Here is an 18599-nt window from a genome sequence, read left to right on the forward strand (position 1 = left end):
CCATGCGCCTGTGACATCATGAGGGCATGAACGCCGAGAACCCCTCTTCTCCTGCTCCGTCGACGCCGCGCCTGCGGACCGCACTCGACACCTTCCCGCCCTATATTCCGGGCAAGCCCCCGCGGCAGGTCGACGGACTGCGGTCATTCAAACTCTCCTCCAACGAGAACTTCCTCCCACCCCTGCCCGCGGTGCTCGAGGCGATGGTCGCCCACGCCACGGACCCAGCCCACTACCCCGACGACGCGGCTCTGACGCTGCGAGAGGGACTGGCCGACCGCCTCGGCGTGGGGATCGATGAACTCGTCGTGACCACCGGAGCCTCCGAACTGCTCGTGGCTCTGACCCAGATCACCTCGGACGCGAGCACCGCAGCCATCTACCCGTGGCCGTCGTTCGAGATGTACCCGCAGACGACCGGGCTCGCCGGGTCCGCACGCATCGAAGTGCCGCTGACCGCCGACGGCCGCCATGACCTGCCGGCGATGGCGCGAGCGGTCACCGACCGGACGAGCCTCATCATCCTCTGCTCACCGAACAACCCCACCGGTCCGGTCCTCACCGACGCCGAGGTGCGCGCCTTCCTCGACGAGGTCCCCGACCATGTCCTCGTCGCCCTCGACGAGGCGTACTGGGAATTCGCCACTGACCCCGACCGCGTCCGCGGACTCGAACTGGTCAGGGACCACCCGAACCTCGTGCTGGTGCGCACCTTCTCCAAGGCCCACGGCCTGGCAGGACTGCGCGTCGGCTACGCGGTGGCCCACCCGCAGGTCATCACCGGCCTGCTCAAGGCCGTCATCCCCTTCGGTGTCACCGACCTCAGCCAGGCCGCCGCCGTCGAATCGCTCAGGCACTGGGATGAGGTGCTCGAACGTGCCCGCTCGATCGCCGCGACCCGTGACGACTTCGCCCAGGCACTGCGCGAACAGGGCTGGGACGTGCCCGAGGCTCAGGCGAACTTCGTGTGGCTGCCGCTGGGTGAGAAGTCCTCCGCCTTCGAAGACGCCTGCGTCGAACAGGCAGTGGCGGTGCGCAACCTCGGTGCCGGGGTGCGCATCAGCATCGGCGAGGACGAAGCGCTCGACCGGGTCCTCGACATCGCCCGGACCTTCCGGGCCGAACACTTCGGCTAGGGCGGGAGTGCACGGCCGTCATCAGAGTTCAGCGAGTTCGAGGGCCATCGCCACGGCCTGGACGTCGCCGGCCCGGGTGAGATCCCGGCCGAGCAGCGACTCGATCTTCTTCAGCCTCGCACGCACCGTGTGACGGTGGATGCCGAGTTCCACGGCCACCTGCTCCCTGGCTCCCGAGGCGGCGATGTAGACCCGCAGCGTCTCCAACAGCTCCTGGCCTCCCCCGGCGCGGATGAGTTCGCCGAGGACACCGTCGACGAAGCGGGTGGCAGCATCCTCATCGACCGAGGACAGCAGAGCTCTGACCTCGGATGCCGCTGATTCGTGTTGGGTCCGCCACAGCGTCCACGCGTGGTGGATCCGAACAGGCGCCACTCTCTTCTCCGTCAGCGCCTCCAGCCCCGTCGCCTCGGCGGCCCTGAGCACGAGGTCGTCGAGACCGCGTTCGGTGGAGCCGGCGACGCCGAGGATCGACCCGGCGCGGGTGAGCAGCGCTTCGCCGACGATATCGGCGATGAGGTTCTCCGCCGTATCCCCGCGCACCCCGCCGAAGATGCGCATCCCGATCGTCGCCACCGGTGCCAGCCCCGTCGCCCGCGCCCACTCGGCGCGTGCCTCCTCGGTGGTCATCGCCGTCGTGAACAGGGGTGATCGCCCGGTCCGGGCAGGCCGATCCGACAGCGTCATCGCCAGCAGTGAGGCCGCGGTCGACAGGAGCAGGGCACGCGTCTTCGGAGATCCGGCCGCCTCGGCGGGGGTGAGGATCCACCCCAGCGGACGCTCGCTGCCGAGCGGAACGGCCTCCACGATGTGCTCCCCGGTGCGGATCAGCCGCGGGGCGAGCGAAGGTTTCAGGCACTCCTCGACGAGCACCTTACGCACATCAGGATCGGCGTCCTCTCCGGTCAGGGCCCGCCCTGTGGGCGAGACGAAGCGCACCCGGGTGCCGAGCGTCTCGGCCAGATCCGCCACCAGGGCTGCCGGTCCAGACTGCGCCAGTGCGGCGGCGAAGCGTCTTGCGGCGCTGCTCGCCCTGGTCAGCTCACGATTCGTCTCGGCCTCGCGCATGCGGGTGAAGGCATCGACGACGGCGACGAACGGCACCGGTTCGGGCACCCCGAAGAGCGGGAGACCGACCGTTTCGGCCTCGGCGATGAGGATCGGCGGCACGTGCTGCCACGGCAGGTCGGAGCCCAGCCCGATGCCGAGCGCATGGACGCCGACTGCCTTGAGGCGGCGGACATAGTCCTTGACCGTCTCCGCCCCGAGGTCCTGCCCGACCCCGATGGTCAGGAGCACCTCTCCGCCGGCGAGCCACTCGTCGACCTCCGGCAGCTCCGAGGAGTGGACGATCGTCACCTCCTGCTCGGCGGCTGTGGGCGAGTCGACGAGGACGTCGAGGGCGAGTTCGCTGCGCGACCACAGCTGTTCGAGGCTGACCATGCACCCATGCTATCCATTCCGGACACTCCTCTGCCCATTTCATCCATGACGGATATCGGTGTTGCCTGCGCCACGTCCTAGGCTGATGGCACACCGGCCGAGCGCCGCCGACCCCCTGGGTCGGTTACACGAAGAGGGACGCCGACCTGCCTGGGTCGGTTCGCCCGCCAGAATGAACTCGCGAGAACGAAGGAGACAGCCGATGTCGTCTCAACCACTCGGCCCAGCCGACTACAGCAAGACACCCCGCTACGCAGGACCCCCGACCTTCGGACTGCTGCCCCGCATCGACGAAGTCGAGGCCGAACGTCCGGGTGAGAAGATCGACGTCAAGGTCATCGGCATCCCCTTCGACGCCGGCGTCAGCTACCGCCCGGGAGCACGCTTCGGCCCCGCCCACATCCGCCAGTCCTCGAAGCTGCTGCGCCCCTACAACCAAGCCACGAACGTCCACCCGTTCACCTGGCAGCAGGTCGCCGACTGCGGTGACCTCGGGGTCAACCCCTTCGACATCGAAGAGGCCATCACCACCGTCGAAGCCAACGCCGATGCCCTGCGTGCCGACGGTGCCAAGCTGCTCACCCTCGGCGGGGACCACACCCTGGCCCTGCCGAACCTGCGGTCCCTGCACAAGACGCATGGGAAGATCGCCGTCCTCCACTTCGACGCGCACCTCGACACCTGGGACACGTACTTCGGTGCCCCGTACACGCACGGCACCCCGTTCCGCCGCGCCAGCGAGGAGGGTCTGCTCGACCTCGAATCCTGCATGCACGTCGGCATCCGCGGACCTCTCTACGGCAAGAAGGACCTCGAGGACGATGGTGTGCTCGGCTTCCAGATCATCCGCAGCGACGAATACCAGTTCACCTCGGTGGCCGACGTCGTCGCCCGCATGCGTGCCCGTCTCGGCGACGCCCCCGTCTACGTCTCGGTCGACATCGATGTCCTCGACCCGGCCGCCGCACCCGGCACCGGCACCCCCGAGGCCGGCGGCATGACCAGCCGGGAGCTGCTCAATTCGATCCGCGGTCTGCAGGGCCTCAATGTCGTCGGCGCCGAAATCGTCGAGGTCGCCCCGGCCTACGACCACGCCGAGATCACGGGCCTGGCCGCCGCCCACGTCGGCTACGAGATGCTCTCCCTGTGGGCCGCCGAGGCCAACGGCGCCACCGAACCGACCGGTCCCTCCGGCGAAGCCCTCGGAGTCTGAGATGACGAACGAGGAATTCCGCAACGGCGGGCTGGCTGTCGTGGCCACCCTCGCCGCGCACGGCGTCGACACGATCTTCGGCATCCCCGGCACCCACAACCTCGAGTTCTACCGGCACCTGCCGGAGTACGGGATCCGCGCGGTGACACCGCGGCACGAGCAGGGAGCCGGCTACGGCGCCGACGGATACTTCCTCGTCTCCGGCAAGCCCGGGGTCGTCATCACGACCTCGGGTCCGGGACTGACGAACGTCCTCACCGCCGCCGCGACCGCGTATGCGGAGTCGCGTCCGATGCTCATCCTCTCCCCCGGTGTGCCCACCGGACTCGAACGCGCCGACGTCGGCATGCTCCACGAGACGAAGGACTCCTCCGGCGCGGTGGGCCGGCTGCTCGTGTCCTCCCAGCGCACCCGCACCGCCGAGGGTGCCGCCCAGGCCGTCGCCGAGGCGTTCGCGATGTTCGACTCCGCCCGCCCCGGACCCGTGCACATCGAGGTCCCCCTCGATGTGCTCGAGGGAGCCTGGAACGGCAGCGTCCCGGCCCCGTTCTCCGGTCGTCGTCCCGCCCTCGACGATCATGTCGTCACCCGCGCCGCCGAGGCGGTCCGGTCCGCCCGGCGTCCGCTCGTCATCGCCGGCGGGGGAGCTCGTCGCGCGCAGCACGAGGTGGCCCGCTTCGTCGAGGCACTCGATGCTCCCGTGGCGACGACGGCCAACGGGAAGGGCATTCTGCCCGAGGACCATCCGCTCTCGCTCGGTTCGAACGTCCGCTTCCCTTCTGTGCAGGCCGAGTCCGCTGCAGCGGATGTGCTCATCGTCCTCGGCTCGGAACTGGCGGACTCGGACCTGTGGGGCGGGGTCATCGGCGCCCAGAGTGCGATCGGCGTCCGCGATCAGTCTGTCGAACAGACCGTCATCCGCTGCGACATCGACCCGGATCAGCTGAACAAGAACCTGCCCGGGGACATCCTCGCCTGCGCGGACACCGCGGAATTCCTCACCGCGCTCATGGACGTGCTCGACGACGGAACGGCGACGGACGACGCGGCCACCGCCGCCGCGGCGGGTGGATTCGGATCGGAGTCGCCCGAGACCAACGGCACGGCCGCCTCGGCGAAGGGATCCGGGGCCGCACGGGTCCAAGAGATCCGGGAGAACCGGGACGCCGATTTCGACTTCTCATCGATCGGATCCCGCGTCACCCGGCTCGTCGAGGACGGTGCAGGGCCGGATGTCGTCATCGCCGGTGACTCCTCGCAGGTGACCTACGACGGGTCCGTGCACGCCCTGTCCGCACGGACCCCTGACCAGCTGCTCTACATGCCCGGCTTCGCAACCCTGGGCTACGGCATTCCCGCCGCACTCGGGGCGAAGGTCGCCGATCCGACTCGTCCCGTCGCGTGCATCGTCGGCGACGGAGCGGCCATGTTCTCCGTCCAGGAGGTCATGACGGCCACGGAGCTGGGGCTGGGCATTCCCTTCGTCGTCGTCGACAACGGCGGCTATGCGGAGATCGAAGGTCAGATGGTCGAGCGGGACATGGAGCCCTTCGCGGTCCGGCTGGCGCGCCCCGATTTTGCCTCCCTCGGCCGCTCCATGGGCGGGGCCGGGGTGACGATCGCCGAATCCGACATCGATTCCGACCTGCCGTCGACCGTCGCCGAGGCGCTCGATCGCACCGTACCCACCGTCATTCACATCACCGTCGGAAACTGATCCGAACCGACCCGCGGCGCTCGTGCCGCGGGTCGATCACCGAGTCGAACCAAGCATCGGCTATCGAGCCGAGCCGAAAGAAGGAGTCGCAGTGGACTCACTCGTTGTCATCATCTATCTCGCCGCCATGGTGGGATTCGGAATCTGGGGAAGATTCAAGGCGAAGAACCAGGACGACTTCCTCGTCGCCGGCCGACGCCTCGGCGGTTGGCTCTACACGGGCACGATGTCGGCCGTCGTCCTCGGCGGGGCCTCGACGATCGGCGGGGTCGGCCTCGGCTACACCGCCGGGCTGTCGGGCATGTGGCTGGTGTTCGCGATCGGTCTGGGCATCATCACCCTGTCGCTGTTCTTCGCCCCGAAGATCCAGAAGCTCGAGATCTACACGGTCTCGCAGATGCTCGAACTCCGCTACGGGAAGGGTTCGCGGTTCGTCTCGGGCGCGATCATGACCGCCTACGGGCTGATGATCTCGACGACCTCGACGGTCGCCTACGCCACGATCTTCCACGCCCTGTTCGATCTCAACAAGTTCTGGTCGGTGCTCATCGGCGGCGGCATCGTCATCCTCTACTCGATGCTCGGAGGAATGTGGTCGATCACTCTGACCGACTTCGTCCAGTTCCTCATCCAGACGATCGGCATCTTCCTCATCATGCTCCCGATCGTGCTGAGCAAGTCCGGCGGACTGGGCGATCTGTTCGCCTCGCTGCCGGCCGAGCAGACCTCACCGGTGGGCATCGGCTGGCAGGCCGTGCTCGGCTACATCCTCATCTACACCCTCGGCCTGCTCATCGGGCAGGACATCTGGCAGCGCGTGTTCACCGCCCGCTCCCCCGGTGTGGCCCGATGGGGCGGATTCTCCGCCGGCGTGTACTGCCTGCTCTACGCGGTCGCGGGTGCGCTCATCGGCATGGCCGCGACGAAGATCGTTCCCGGAATCGAGGTTCCCGATGATGTGTTCGTCGCCGTCGTCGGCGCCTCGATGTCGCCGGTCCTCGCCGGCCTCGTCCTCGCCGCGGCGCTGGCCGCGATGATGTCGACGGCCTCCGGTTCGCTCATGGCCGCCTCGACCGTGTGTCGGCAGGACATCGTCGAACCGATCCTCGAACGCAGGGACGTCGCGCCTGAGGTCTCGGTCGACGGTGCGGGTGGGGCCGCCTCGGCGAGCGTCGGGTCGGACCCGACCGACGGTGCGGGATCGGTCGACGGATCGGGCGGGACCACCTCGGCGAGCGCATCCGGGACAAAGTCGACGCTGGTGAAGTCCCTCGTCCGCGAGACCGGGGACGAGATCCGCGATTCGCGGATCTACCTCATCGGCCTCGGCGTCGTCACGCTGGTTCTGGCGATGATCATGCCCAGCGTCGTCGAAGCGCTCACGGTCGCGTACAACCTCCTCGTCGCCGGTCTCTTCATCCCGATCCTCGGCGGTCTCGTGTTCAAGCGGGGAACCATCGTCGGCGTCATGGCCGGCATGATCCTCGGCGCCGTGACCACGGTCGTCATCATGATCACGATGGGCATCTACTCGAACGAGGCCATCTACCTCGGTCTGATCGCCTCACTCATCGGCTACCTCGTGGGATCCTTCGCATCGAAGCCGACCTCACCGGAGATCATGGCCGCGTGGAAGGAGCGCCTGAGCCGCTGATTACTACCCGACGGCGGCCCAGCAACCTCGCGCAAGGTTGCTGGGCCGCCGTCAGGTAGTTCTGATGGGTGCGGATCTGCGCGCTGGGGTCCCGCGCGACTTGGAGACGAGCGCCACAGTCACCTATATTCGAAGAGTCAGGCTGAGCTGCTCTCAGCGACGCCGGAAGACGGCGAGTAGGGCGAGCGCACATCAGCCGGTGCTCGAAAAAGGAGCACGAAGCCGCCGGGTCGGCGCCCGATTTGGTCACAGCAGCCGAAGAGGTCGCAAGGGCCGAACGGGTCGCAGGAGGCCGAACCAGCGTGTGAGACATATATGGATCCCTCATTTCCATATCTCATTCGCGAAAGGTCTCCCATGGCTCACACCTCCGCACACGTCGCCCACACTCTTGCCCGCCACATCGATGAGGTCTTCGGTCTCATGGGCAACGGCAACGCCTATTTCCTCGATGCCCTGCTCACCTCGACCGCGGCGAACTACACCGCAGTTCGGCACGAAGCGGGAGCCGTCGTCGCGGCCGATGCGCACTTCCGCACCTCCGGGCGGATCGCCGCGGCCACCACGACGTACGGCGCCGGCTTCACGAATACGCTCACCGCTCTCGCCGAGGCGGCACAGGCGAAGGTGCCACTCGTCCTCGTCGTCGGTGATGAGCCCACGTCAGGCCCGCGCCCCTGGGACGTCGATCAGATCGCCATGGCCTCGGCAGTGGGTGTGCGCACCTACACCGTGGGCCGGGTCGACGCGGCCGCCGCGACCGTCACCGCCGTCGAACATGCTCTGACCTACCGCGTGCCCGTTGTGCTGGCGATCCCCTACGACGTCGCGACCCTCGACATCGGCGAGATCCCGGAAGTTCCGGGCCCCGGGCGCCCTGTTCCCCTGGCCCCGGCGACCGATTTCGTACGGGTCTTGCTCGACCGGTTGGCGGGTGAACTCGCCGAGGCGAAGCGACCCGTGCTCCTGGCTGGGCGCGGTGCCTGGCTGGCCGGTGCGGAGGCCGAGCTCGGTGCCCTTGCCGAGGCCACGGGCGCCCTGACCGCGACGACCGCGCTGGGTCGCAACGTGTTCCCCGATGCCGAGTTCGACCTCGGCGTGACCGGCGGATTCGGAGCCCCGGGGGCGATGGAGCGCATTCGTGAGGCGGATGTGGCTGTGGTCTTCGGCGCTTCGCTCAATCAGTTCACGATGCGTTTCGGTGAGCTCTTCGATCCCTCGACGCAGGTGTGGCAGATCGATACCGATGATCGTGCGACGAACGCCCGAGTCGGCGGTTTCGTTCGCGCCGACGCGAAACTGGCCGCCTCGGAGTTGGTCACCCGGCTGCGCAGTGACGGGGCTCAATCCAGCGGGTGGCGCGAGACCGTGGACACGACGGCCGACCGCGCCTACGAGGTGGGCAGGGAATTCGCCGAGGATGGGCGTCTGGATCCCCGGGCCGCTGCCGCCCGCCTCGGCGAGCTCCTGCCCGACGATCGAGTCGTCGTCTCCGACGGCGGACACTTCATCGCGTGGGCGAACATGTTCTGGGAGCCCAGCGCCCCCGATCGTCTGGCGATGGTCGGCACGGCCTTCCAGTCGATCGGACTGGGCTGGCACAGCGTGGCCGGGGCGGCCCGAGCCAATCAGGAATCGACCATCGTGCTCACCACCGGTGACGGCGGCGGTGCCATGGCTCTGTCCGATCTCGACACTGCAATCCGCTCTGCCGGAGGGCGCGGCATCGCCGTCGTCTTCAACGACGCCGCCTACGGGGCCGAGGTCAACCTCTACGGGCTCAAGGGGCTCGAGAAGTCGCCGATGCTCATCGACGAGATCGATTTCGCCGCCTTGGCCACCGCGGCCGGCGGTCATGGAGTCGAGGTGCGATCGCTGGCCGATCTGGACGTCGTCGAGGAGTGGACGGTGACTCCTGTCGAGGACCGGAAGTTCCTCCTCCTCGACCTGCGGATCTCGGGGGCGATCATTGCTCCGTACCAGGAAGAGGTCATCCGCGTGAACTCGTGAAGAGTCCGAATCAGCTCGTCTTGAGTCCCCCGGACTTCACCGTCCTACGGACGCCGCGGCACAGACAAGTGGGTACAGATTGCCATTTCCGACTCGAAAATGTGCAATCTGTACCCACTTGGTGTGCCGGGAGAGCTGACGGCTTCAGGCAGAACCTCTAGCTCAGGCGGCGACGGACTCGCGGTTCGGACCCCAGGTGACGTAGCGCCACAGCTTCTCCAACGGACCCTGCCCGAAGAACCGCAGCCACACCGCCGAGACGATGACCTGCAGGGTGAGGATCCCGATCGAGATGATGAGGCCGGCGAGGTAACCGCCATGGGAATCGAACCGGCTGAGATCAGGGGTCACCGCACGGACCGCGACGATGAGGAGCGTCGCTCCGACGTAGTTGCTCAGCGCCATTCGCCCCAGCGGGGAGAGCACGGGACGCAGGACCACCTCGGCGGGGGTGCGCAGGAGCAGGACGACGATGACGACGTAGGTGAAGGCCATCGTGATGCCCAGGCCGGCGTTGATCCACTGGTTGATCTGCCGTGTCTCGTAGTCGGTGACGAGGAATCCAGCCACACTGATCACCGCGGCGACCGATCCGAGCAGGGCCAGTCGTCCGGGGTGGTCGAGGGCGCGGCGGATGAGCCCGCTGCAGCCGGTGGCCAGGCCGAGGAGGAAGAGACCGGGAATGGTCGTGATCCCTCCCCCGGTCATGATCGCAGCGACCAGCAGGATTGCACCGAGGATGCCGGTGGAGATGGTCAGCCAGCGTTTCGGAATCCAGGTCGTGGGCAGGAGGACGACGATGCCCACGACCGCGTAGGGCAGGAGCGCCTCGCCGGGCTGGAGGAGCTGGTGGAGGCCGCCGATGACCGCGAGGAACGCGAAGCGGCGGAGCAGGGCCAGCCGGGGGCGCGGGCTGCGCTCAGTCGCGCTCAGCCACATCAGGCCGAAGCCGATGCCGAAGAGGAAGGAGAAGATCGGGAAGAAGCGATTCTGGACGACATCCTCGTAGACCCGATAGAAGTCCATCGCCTGACCGTCGACGCCGAGGTCGAACATGGGCGGCAGGTTGACCAGGAGGATCCCGCAGAGGGCGAAGCCGCGGACCACGTCGAGGGCGACGATCCTGGAACGGCGGCGAGGTGGGCTGTCGATGGTTTGCGGTGTTGTTGTCATGGCATCCATCCTCGTCGCCGCGGGCACTCGGGACATCGGCTCGGTGGCCGATTCGGTCCGGACAGGGTCAGCCGTTCGGCCGATTGGTCACGGCCGATTCATCACGCCGGATTCCCACATCGCTGCGGCGATCTCGACGCGGTTGCGGGCTTCGAGTCGAGTCTGGATGCTCCCGAGGTGAGTCTTCACGGTGCCGAGCGAGATGAAGAGGGTCTCGCAGATCTCTTGATTCGTCCGCCCGATGGCGACGAGCCTCGCGACCTCACGTTCCCTCTCACTCAGCCGGTCGACCGCGCGCGTGTCCGTGCTCTGTGTCGCGGCCCGACGGCTGAGCAGGTCGAGAGTGAGCGAGGGCGAGATGAGCGCATCGCCGTTGGCTGCGGCCCTGACTCCGGCGATGAGGAGGTCGGCGCCGGCGTCCTTGAGCAGGAAGCCGCTCGCACCGCCTGCGAGTGCCGCGTCGACGTAGTCATCGTCGTCGAAGGTCGTGACCATGATGACCTTCGAATGCTCGGTCAGTCGCGGCAGGGCGGCGAGCCCATCGAGGCGGGGCATGCGGATGTCGAGGAGGATGACATCCGGTGTGTCCCTCCTCGCGAGTTCGATCGCCTCGACGCCGTCGGCGGCCTGGCCGATCACAGAGATGCCGTCCTCGGCGTCGAGGATGAGGGAGAACCCCATCCGCACCATCTCCTGGTCATCGACGACGGCGACTGTGATCATCGGGGTTCCTCCGGCTGTTCGAAAGATGGTGCCGTCGGCGGGGCCGATGGCTCGGCCGTCGGCTGGGCCGGCGGCTGGGCCGGCGGCTGGGCCGATGCTTGCGCTGATGTTCCCGCTGCCCCGGGCAGGCGGGTGCGTACGCTCCAGCCGCCGTCGGGTTCGGGTCCGGCCTCGACGGTTCCGCCGAGGTGGCTCACCCGGGTCCGCAGACTGCTCAGTCCCGTACCGCTTCCGGCTCCGACCCCTCCGGTGCCCGGGCCGTTCGTCACCGTCATCACCAGTGTCTCCGGATGCGATTCGTCGCGGTCGAGGCGGACGGCGACCGCGGCGTCGGAGCCGGCATGGCGGCGGACGTTTGTCAGTGATTCGACGAGGACCCGGTCGAGGACCGGCCAGACGCGCTCGTCCAGCCCCAAGGCCGGGCCCGGGGTGGTCGGAGTGGGTGCACCACTGGTCTCCCCCGAAGACTCCGATCCGACCTGATGGTTCGATCCAGTGCGGTTGTCGAGACCGTCGGCGATATCGATGCTTGCTTGATCGCCGTAGGCGGTGACCCGGTCCCGCAGCGACTGCGGCCCGGAGGCGACCGGAGCGCGCGTCCCGGTTTCCGCCCGGGTGTCAGAGACCAGACGGCGGATCTCAGTCAGGGCTCGGGTCCCGGACTCTTCGATCCTGTGCAGGGCGGTCGAGGTCAGCGCCGCATTGTCGCTGCGGCCGGCGGCCTGGGCGAGGACGACGATTCCGGTCACCTCATGGGCGATGAGGTCGTGGAGTTCGGTGGCGATGCGACGGCGTTCCGCCTCGGCGGCGGTGGCCTGCCGCTCGGTGAGGGAACGGTCTGCGAAGCGCAGCATCAGACCGATCGAGATGGCCACCACGATGACGATGATCGCCGCAAGACTGAAGATCAGCCCGTCGGGCATGAGCGATGGAACGACGGCGTTGCCGGCAGCGAGCAGGACGATGAACGCGACACTCACCCAACTCGTGGCAAGTCGGGTGAACATCGTCATGGCGACCAGACTCAGCCACATCACGGTCAGACTCATCGTCTGGGCCCAGGCGGCGAAGACGAGACCGATCACGAGTCCGAGGACGGCGATCCACAACGTCGAAACACCGCAAGTCGCCCGTTGCACCCGTATCAGGATGGGCAGGCTCGCGCCGACGGCGAGGACGTTTCCGATGGTCAGCATCGGGTCCGAGTTCACGAACAGCTCGAACACGAACGTCAGCGGCACCGGGACCAGCCACAGCCAAGCGATGATTCGTCTCATTGGGTCTCAGTCTAGTCGGGGACGCCGTGGGCGTTCGGGGTTGCCGGGGTACTCGGCGGCAGCTGGGGCAGTCGGTGTTGACGGGGTGATCAGCGGCAGCTGGACGAGGAATATTCGATCTCGACGCCGATTCCGACCTCCTGAGCCGATACTCCCTTGACCTCAGCCGACTGAGGCAGCTTGAGCTCACCGGCAGGGCGACCGTCCGCGAAGACCTGCAGCCTCGTGCCATCAGCCTGCGCGGAGAACGTCACCTTCTTGCCTTTGATCGTGGCGAATTCGGAGTAGGATCCGTCATCGTTGAGCACCGGTGTGGCCCCGGCGGATGGGTAGTCGAACGTGATGAATCGGGTGAGCCGATCGGCCGTCCCATGTGAGAGGCGATGGATGAGCAGCTGGTCCTTGTTCGTGCCGTCGACCGGGTCGAGGTCGGCGTAAGTGAGGTCGGCGTCCCCTTTCGCCGCATAGAGAAGATACGGTCGACCGTGGACGTCGATCGATGTGGCTGTGACGCCGCATTCGTCGAGGAACTCGCCGACCTGACCCTCGAGGTCGGATTTCGCCTTCTGCTCTCCGAACACGAGACCGCCGATGATCACAGCGAGGAGCGAACAGACGACAGCGAGGGCGATGATCGCCTTCTTCATGGGGATTCCTTCCGGATGTTTCAGATCGTGACAATGACGATCTTTCCGGTTCGCAACCCCGCGGACCTCAGCCGATCGGCTGATCGATATCGGCCGTCCGGCCGGATGGGTACAGAAAAGCCCCGGATCCGCAAGGCATCCAGGGCTCTTCACAGTGGAGATGGCGGGAATCGAACCCGCGTCCGTCGGCAGATTGTCAGGACTTCTCCGGGCGCAGTTCGTGAACTAGTGTCTTAGGTTCTGGCTATCGCACGAACACGTAAGCCAACGAACGGAGTTGAGTAAGAGTCCCTCAGGCACCCCCAACATGTGCCTGAAGCAGTGGCCTCTTAAGCGACGCCAGGATCTAGAGCAGAGGCAACTCTAGGCTGACGGATTCGCAGCTCGCGCTCTATCAGGCAGCGAGGGCGAAATCGGTGCGGTTGTTAGACTTAGCACCTATTGTTTTGCAGAGGACATTAACGAGATGACTCTGCATTCTCGGCCCGCTTCTCCCGACGCAGTGTCCAACGTCGAAACCGATCATCCCCATATTCTGTTACCAATCCTGTCCTCGCTCTGGCGCCCGCTGAGGCGGGTTTCTCGGCTGGACAGGAACACCAGCATACTCGCTCAACACCGGCCGAGCCAATCGTATTCCGCACGGCCACGGCCACCGTCACGACCGCCTCGGCGAGGCTTAGAGGAACTGCTTGGACTTCATCGCGCGCTCGGCCTCACGCTTGTCCTGCGCCTCGCGCAGCGCCTGGCGCTTGTCCCATTCGCGCTTACCCTTGGCCAGAGCGATTTCGACCTTGACCCGAGATCCGTCGAAGTAGAGTTCGAGCGGCACCAGGGTTCGGCCGGATTCCTTGACCTTCTGCGAGATCTTGAGGATCTCCTCTCGGTGGAGGAGCAGCTTGCGACGCCGGCGCGCGGTGTGATTCGTCCAGGTCCCCTGCATGTATTCGGGGATGTAGACGCCCTCGAGCCATGCCTCGTTCTGGAAGATCAGCGCGAATCCGTCGGTGAGCGAGGCCCGGCCTTCGCGCAGCGACTTCACCTCGGTGCCGGTGAGCACGAGACCGGCCTCCCACGTGTCTTCGATGTGATAGTCGTGGCGTGCCTTGCGGTTCCTCGCAATGACTTTCTTGCCTGTGTCCTTCGGCATGACCGGCCTCCTCTCTGCTTCTTCATCGCTGGTGGACGCGTTCGCGCACACAGCCGTCCATTCTAGCCCATCCCGGCCAGGGCCCCAACGCCGAAGCCCCTCCATTTGCTACCCGAGGGCGGCCCAGCAACCTTGCGCAAGGTTGCTGGGCCGCCGTCGGGTAGCAAATGGGGTCAGGAGATGTAGGGCATCGGGTTGACGTAGCCGCCGTTCTTCATGATCTCGAAGTGCAGGTGGCAGCCGGTCGAGGCGCCGGTCGTGCCGGAGATCGAGATGACGTCGCCCTTCTTGACCTTCTGGCCGGCGTGGACCTTGACCTTCGTGTTGTGGTTGTAGGTCGAAGCGATCGAGTCGCCCTTGATCTTGCCGTGGGAGACGACCACCCGGTTTCCGTAGCCGCCCGTCCAGCCGGCCCCGACGACGACGCCGTCGCCGGCCGCGTGGATCGGGGTGCCGCAGGGAACACCGAAGTCCGTTCCGGAGTGCAGCTTCTTCGCCCCCGTGATCGGGTGAATGCGATAGCCGAACGGCGAAGTGATCGGGTAGCCCTTGGCCGGGTTGGCCAGCACACCGTCACCGAAGGTGAAGTTGCCCTTCTTCTCCTGCTCCTTCTCCCACTCGCGGACCTTCTTCGCCAGACGGTCCTGCTCGGCCTTCTCATCGGCGAGCTGTTTCTCGGTCGTGGCCTTGTTGTCGGAGATCGTCTTCTCCGCATCGTCCTTCGCCGAGATCAGATCGTTGAGGCTGTCGGCCTTCTTCTTCGCATCGACCTGCGCGGCTTCCTTGGCCACGACAGCCTCGGCGGCTTCGTCCTTGAGGTCGGAGATCTTCTCGGTCACGCCCGACAGGCGCTCCTCATTGTTCTTGTTCAGTGCGCGCTGCTCGGAGAGCTTGTCGATCGTGCGCTGCTGGCTGCGCACAGCCGAATCCACCCGCCCGATGCCGCCGTCGGCGCTCGTACCCTCGGCCATCTGCAGGAGCATCGCCAGGTCCGAGGTGATGCCCGAGTTCTGGTACGCCTGACGGCCGATGCGCGCGGCCGAAGTCTTGTGCTTGCCGATCTCCTCGGTGCCCGACTTGATCGATGACTTGAGATCCTTCTGCGCGTTCTCGGCCGAGGTCAGCCGCGCGGCCATGTCCTGATCCTTCTCGATCGCCTCAGCCAATGCATCGTCGGCGGCCTTCGATTCCGCCTCCGCGTCGGGCAGCTTCTCCTGCGCCTCATCGCGTTCGGCGATGACGCGAGCGAGATCCTCGTCGAGTCCCTCGAATTCCTGCTGGAGTTCCTTGACGCGGTCATCGACCTTGCTCTTGTCGTCCCTGGGGTCGGCCACCGCCGAGGCGGTCGGCAGGACCAGCGCGAGTACAGCCGCGGTGACGGCGAGTCCGAGCCTGTGCTTCATCTCAGACCTTCGTGTACTTGTTGAGGGTGATGAGCGAGGAGGCTCCGGCCATGATCACGCCGATGACGATGAGCACGGGGGCGATGAGGAGGACGTCCCAGCCGGAGATGAGGCTGAACCCGGTCGCCTGCCCCTGCAGCCAGCCGCTGATGCCGAAGTGCACGAGCACACCCAGCACGCCGGCGGACAGTGTCGCGCCGATCGCCGAGGCGATGACTCCCTCAAGGAGGAACGGCATCTGGATGAACGTGTTCGAGGCACCGACGAGTCGCATGATGCCTGTCTCCCGGCGTCGGGAGAACGCGGAGAGGCGGATGGTGGTGGCGATGAGCAGCATCGCGCACACGAGCATGATGCCGGCGATGGCCACGGCCACGATGGTGGCGATGTTGAGCACCCCGAACAGCCGGTCGAGCAGCTGGTTCTGGTCGACGACCTCTTCGACTCCGGGTGTCGAGGAGAACGTCTCTTTGATGATGTCGTACTTCTCGGCGTCCTTGAGTTTGACCCGGAAGGACTCGTTCATGTCGTCCTTGGGCACGGTGCCTTCGAGACTGGTGCCCTTGAACTGGTCTTGGAAGTGTTCGTAGGCCTCGGACTTGTCCTCGAAGTAGACCTTGTCGACGTAGGGGGCGAGTTCGGAGCTTTCGAGTTCGGCCTTGATCTGCTCCTTCTGATCACCGGTGACCTCACCGTCGACGCAGTTCGTCGCTTCCGAGTCAGACGGGCAGAGGAATACGGAGACCTGCACTCGGTCGTACCAGAAGTCCTTCATCTGCCCGACCTGCATCTGCAGCAGGATCGCGGCGCCGACGAAGAGCAGGGACACGAAGGTCACGAGGATGACAGAGAGGACCATGGAGAAGTTCTTCCGCAGGCCCGAGACGACCTCGGAGAGGATGAAGCCGGCCCTCATGAGGCGACTCCGTAGGTGCCTTCTTCGACATCACGGACGATCTCGCCCTCACGAAGCTCGATGACGCGGCGGCGCATCCTGTTGACGATCTCACCGTCGTGGGTGGCCATGAGCACCGTGGTCCCGTTGCGGTTGATCTTCTCCAGCACACTCATGATGTCGGCACTCGTCGTCGGGTCGAGGTTGCCCGTGGGCTCATCGGCGAGCAGGATCCCAGGCTTGTTGACTACGGCACGGGCGATGGCCACGCGCTGCTGCTCACCGCCGGAGAGTTCGCTGGGATAGCGCTTCTCCTTCCCGGCCAGGCCAACGGTCTCAAGGACATCGGGGACCAGAGTCGACATGGCAGCGCGGGACTTGCCGATCACCTGCAGAGCAAAGGCGACGTTGGCGAACACGGTCTTGTTCGGCAGCAGGCGGAAGTCCTGGAACACGGTTCCGATCCCCCGCCGCAGATAGGGCACCTTCCAGCTGGGCATCTTCACCACGGATTTGCCCGCGATATGAATCCGCCCGGCAGTCGGAACCTCTTCCCGGAGGATGAGACGGATGACCGTGGACTTTCCCGAACCGGAGGCTCCGACGAGAAACACGAATTCACCGCGGTCGGCCTCGAACGAGATGTCGTCGAGTGCCTTACGTGTTCGTGTGTCGTAGGACTTCGAAACGGAGTCGAATCTGATCAAGTCGGTCTTCAATCATGTCGCGGGTGGCTCGGCCGATTCCACTGTACGTAACAGTTCCGCGATGTCCCGGGAGGCGAGCGGGCGTGTGTTGCGATCTGATGAAGTTCACAGTCGGGCGTCGGACTGTGGCGATGCCCTCACCGAGGCGGCGGTCAGCTCAGGCCTCGGCCTCCTCGGCGATCTCCTGTTCCTTGCGCCAGCGGATGCCGGCCTCGATGAGTCCGTCGAGGTCGCCGTCGAAGACGGCCGAGGGGTTGTTGACCTCGTAGCCGGTGCGCAGGTCCTTGACCATCTGGTACGGGTGCGTGACATAGGAGCGCATCTGGTCGCCCCAGCTGGCTTTGATGTCCCCGGCCAGCTCTTTCTTCTGCGCCGCCTCTTCCTGGCGCTTGCGCTCGAGGAGTCGTGACTGGAGGACGCGCATCGCGGCCTCACGGTTCTGGATCTGTGACTTCTCGTTCTGCATGCTCACGACCACGCCGGTGGGGATGTGGGTGATGCGCACGGCCGAGTCCGTCGTGTTCACCGACTGCCCGCCGGGCCCTGATGACCGGTAGACGTCGATGCGCAGATCGTTCTCGTCGACCTCGATGTGGTCGGTCGACTCGATCAGCGGGACCACCTCGACCGCGGCGAAGGAGGTCTGCCGGCGGCCCTGATTGTCGAAGGGGCTGATGCGCACGAGGCGGTGGGTGCCGGCCTCGACCGACAGCGTGCCGTAGGCGTACGGAGCGTTGATCTGGATCGTCGCGGACTTCACTCCGGCGCCTTCGGCGTAGGAGGTGTCGAGCTCCTGAACGCCGTAACCGCGGTTCTCCGCCCAGCGGATGTACATGCGGGTGAGCATCTGCGCCCAGTCGGTCGCATCGTCGCCGCCGGCGCCCGAACGCACGGTGACAACGGCCGAGCGTTCGTCGTACTCGTGGTTGAGCAGAGTCGAGATCTCGAGCTCGGCCAGCTGATCGCGCAGCTTCTTGATGTCCCGATCAGCCTCTTCGAGTGAGTCGGCGTCACCCTCGTCCTGCGACATCTCGACGAGGAGTTCGGCATCGTCGATCCGCTGCCCGAACTTCTCGAGCTTCTCCAGAGTCCCCTGCTTGTGCGAAAGCTTCGCCGAGGTCTTCTGCGCCGAATCCGGGTCGTCCCAGAAGGTCGGCGACGACGCCTCCTCAGTGAGCTCGGCGACCTCGTCGCGCAGATTGTCCAGGTCGGACACGTCGAGAATCGCCTTGTACGTCTGACGGAGGTTGGCGATTTCGGAAGAGTAATCAGTGGAGGCCATAATACCTCGATTCTAGTGCATGCCCTCCCCGGGGCAGGAAACGGCGGATGCGCGCCGAGGTTGGGCCACCTCGGCGTGCATCCGCCGTTTCCGCGCCGCCCGCCTGCGAACGTCCGCACAGCCCGCCGACGCGCCGGCACAATCCGTCGGCGAAGACCGACGCGGCCGG

15 protein-coding genes and 1 other RNA gene are annotated in these 18599 nt (G+C 66.2%); 5 read left to right on the forward strand and 11 right to left on the reverse strand.

Annotation, left to right across the window (positions count from 1 at the left end; genetic code table 11):
* Positions 1 to 26 precede the first annotated feature (26 nt).
* Positions 27 to 1136, forward strand: coding sequence for a histidinol-phosphate transaminase (locus J9314_RS13285; RefSeq protein WP_210602805.1), 1110 nt, complete (start codon positions 27 to 29; stop codon positions 1134 to 1136).
* A 21-nt stretch (positions 1137 to 1157) separates the two neighbouring features.
* On the opposite strand, the gene J9314_RS13290 is transcribed toward J9314_RS13285, so the two are convergent.
* On the reverse strand, positions 1158 to 2579 hold the full coding sequence (locus J9314_RS13290) for a PucR family transcriptional regulator (protein WP_210602806.1): 1422 nt from the start codon (positions 2577 to 2579) through the stop codon (positions 1158 to 1160).
* Between the two features lie 202 nt (positions 2580 to 2781).
* Here J9314_RS13290 and speB point away from each other — a divergent pair, with 202 nt between their 5' ends.
* The 4 genes from speB to J9314_RS13310 all read left to right on the forward strand — a co-directional run bounded on the left by speB (position 2782) and on the right by J9314_RS13310 (position 9173).
* On the forward strand, positions 2782 to 3792 hold the full coding sequence (gene speB / locus J9314_RS13295) for an agmatinase (protein ID WP_210602807.1): 1011 nt from the start codon (positions 2782 to 2784) through the stop codon (positions 3790 to 3792).
* A gap of 1 nt (position 3793) precedes the next feature.
* Positions 3794 to 5509: a thiamine pyrophosphate-binding protein gene (locus J9314_RS13300; RefSeq protein ID WP_210602808.1), complete on the forward strand. Its 1716-nt coding sequence runs from the start codon at positions 3794 to 3796 to the stop codon at positions 5507 to 5509.
* A 91-nt stretch (positions 5510 to 5600) separates the two neighbouring features.
* The gene (locus J9314_RS13305; protein ID WP_210602809.1) at positions 5601 to 7163 is read left to right on the forward strand and encodes a sodium:solute symporter family protein; all 1563 of its coding nucleotides are present in this window, start codon (positions 5601 to 5603) and stop codon (positions 7161 to 7163) included.
* A 357-nt stretch (positions 7164 to 7520) separates the two neighbouring features.
* Positions 7521 to 9173: a thiamine pyrophosphate-binding protein gene (locus J9314_RS13310; RefSeq protein WP_210602810.1), complete on the forward strand. Its 1653-nt coding sequence runs from the start codon at positions 7521 to 7523 to the stop codon at positions 9171 to 9173.
* Positions 9174 to 9335: 162 nt separating this feature from the next.
* Here J9314_RS13310 and J9314_RS13315 read toward each other — a convergent pair whose 3' ends face one another.
* From J9314_RS13315 to prfB, 10 genes are all read right to left on the reverse strand, one after another.
* The gene (locus J9314_RS13315; protein WP_246490391.1) at positions 9336 to 10346 is read right to left on the reverse strand and encodes a DUF418 domain-containing protein; all 1011 of its coding nucleotides are present in this window, start codon (positions 10344 to 10346) and stop codon (positions 9336 to 9338) included.
* An 87-nt stretch (positions 10347 to 10433) separates the two neighbouring features.
* Entirely contained in the window at positions 10434 to 11069 is a 636-nt protein-coding gene (locus J9314_RS13320; protein ID WP_181275907.1) for a response regulator, read from the reverse strand.
* Positions 11066 to 12346 carry a sensor histidine kinase gene (locus J9314_RS13325; protein WP_210602819.1) on the reverse strand — a complete coding sequence of 427 codons (1281 nt, stop codon included), beginning with the start codon at positions 12344 to 12346 and terminating at the stop codon, positions 11066 to 11068. The genes J9314_RS13320 and J9314_RS13325 overlap by 4 nt, the downstream gene beginning before the upstream one ends.
* An 89-nt stretch (positions 12347 to 12435) precedes the next feature.
* Positions 12436 to 12993: a hypothetical protein gene (locus J9314_RS13330; RefSeq protein WP_210602820.1), complete on the reverse strand. Its 558-nt coding sequence runs from the start codon at positions 12991 to 12993 to the stop codon at positions 12436 to 12438.
* Positions 12994 to 13145: 152 nt separating this feature from the next.
* Positions 13146 to 13523, reverse strand: a transfer-messenger RNA (tmRNA) gene (gene ssrA, locus J9314_RS13335).
* Positions 13524 to 13672: 149 nt separating this feature from the next.
* The gene (gene smpB, locus J9314_RS13340) at positions 13673 to 14143 is read right to left on the reverse strand and encodes an SsrA-binding protein SmpB (protein ID WP_166973083.1); all 471 of its coding nucleotides are present in this window, start codon (positions 14141 to 14143) and stop codon (positions 13673 to 13675) included.
* A 173-nt stretch (positions 14144 to 14316) separates the two neighbouring features.
* On the reverse strand, positions 14317 to 15546 hold the full coding sequence (locus J9314_RS13345; protein ID WP_181273226.1) for a M23 family metallopeptidase: 1230 nt from the start codon (positions 15544 to 15546) through the stop codon (positions 14317 to 14319).
* 1 nt (position 15547) lies between these two features.
* Positions 15548 to 16462 (reverse strand): permease-like cell division protein FtsX, encoded by a 915-nt coding sequence (ftsX, locus tag J9314_RS13350; RefSeq protein ID WP_210602821.1) that lies wholly within the window; start codon positions 16460 to 16462, stop codon positions 15548 to 15550.
* Positions 16459 to 17148, reverse strand: coding sequence for a cell division ATP-binding protein FtsE (gene ftsE / locus J9314_RS13355; RefSeq protein WP_181273224.1), 690 nt, complete (start codon positions 17146 to 17148; stop codon positions 16459 to 16461). Before ftsE ends, ftsX begins: the two co-directional genes overlap by 4 nt.
* Positions 17149 to 17305: 157 nt before the next feature.
* Positions 17306 to 18430 (reverse strand): peptide chain release factor 2, encoded by a 1125-nt coding sequence (gene prfB / locus J9314_RS13360; protein ID WP_181273223.1) that lies wholly within the window; start codon positions 18428 to 18430, stop codon positions 17306 to 17308.
* Between the last annotated feature and the right edge of the window lie 169 nt (positions 18431 to 18599).

The organism is Brevibacterium oceani (genome assembly GCF_017948325.1).
GTDB lineage: Bacteria > Actinomycetota > Actinomycetes > Actinomycetales > Brevibacteriaceae > Brevibacterium > Brevibacterium oceani.

Coding starts and splice junctions, on each gene's coding strand:
- J9314_RS13315 (WP_246490391.1), bottom strand. CDS start 10,346: ATGACAACAACACCGCAAACCATCGACAGCCCACCTCGCCGCCGTTCC.
- J9314_RS13320 (WP_181275907.1), bottom strand. CDS start 11,069: ATGATCACAGTCGCCGTCGTCGATGACCAGGAGATGGTGCGGATGGGG.
- J9314_RS13285 (WP_210602805.1), top strand. CDS start 27: ATGAACGCCGAGAACCCCTCTTCTCCTGCTCCGTCGACGCCGCGCCTG.
- smpB (WP_166973083.1), bottom strand. CDS start 14,143: ATGCCGAAGGACACAGGCAAGAAAGTCATTGCGAGGAACCGCAAGGCA.
- J9314_RS13290 (WP_210602806.1), bottom strand. CDS start 2,579: ATGGTCAGCCTCGAACAGCTGTGGTCGCGCAGCGAACTCGCCCTCGAC.
- J9314_RS13330 (WP_210602820.1), bottom strand. CDS start 12,993: ATGAAGAAGGCGATCATCGCCCTCGCTGTCGTCTGTTCGCTCCTCGCT.
- prfB (WP_181273223.1), bottom strand. CDS start 18,430: ATGGCCTCCACTGATTACTCTTCCGAAATCGCCAACCTCCGTCAGACG.
- J9314_RS13325 (WP_210602819.1), bottom strand. CDS start 12,346: ATGAGACGAATCATCGCTTGGCTGTGGCTGGTCCCGGTGCCGCTGACG.
- ftsX (WP_210602821.1), bottom strand. CDS start 16,462: ATGAGGGCCGGCTTCATCCTCTCCGAGGTCGTCTCGGGCCTGCGGAAG.
- speB (WP_210602807.1), top strand. CDS start 2,782: ATGTCGTCTCAACCACTCGGCCCAGCCGACTACAGCAAGACACCCCGC.
- J9314_RS13310 (WP_210602810.1), top strand. CDS start 7,521: ATGGCTCACACCTCCGCACACGTCGCCCACACTCTTGCCCGCCACATC.
- J9314_RS13345 (WP_181273226.1), bottom strand. CDS start 15,546: ATGAAGCACAGGCTCGGACTCGCCGTCACCGCGGCTGTACTCGCGCTG.
- J9314_RS13300 (WP_210602808.1), top strand. CDS start 3,794: ATGACGAACGAGGAATTCCGCAACGGCGGGCTGGCTGTCGTGGCCACC.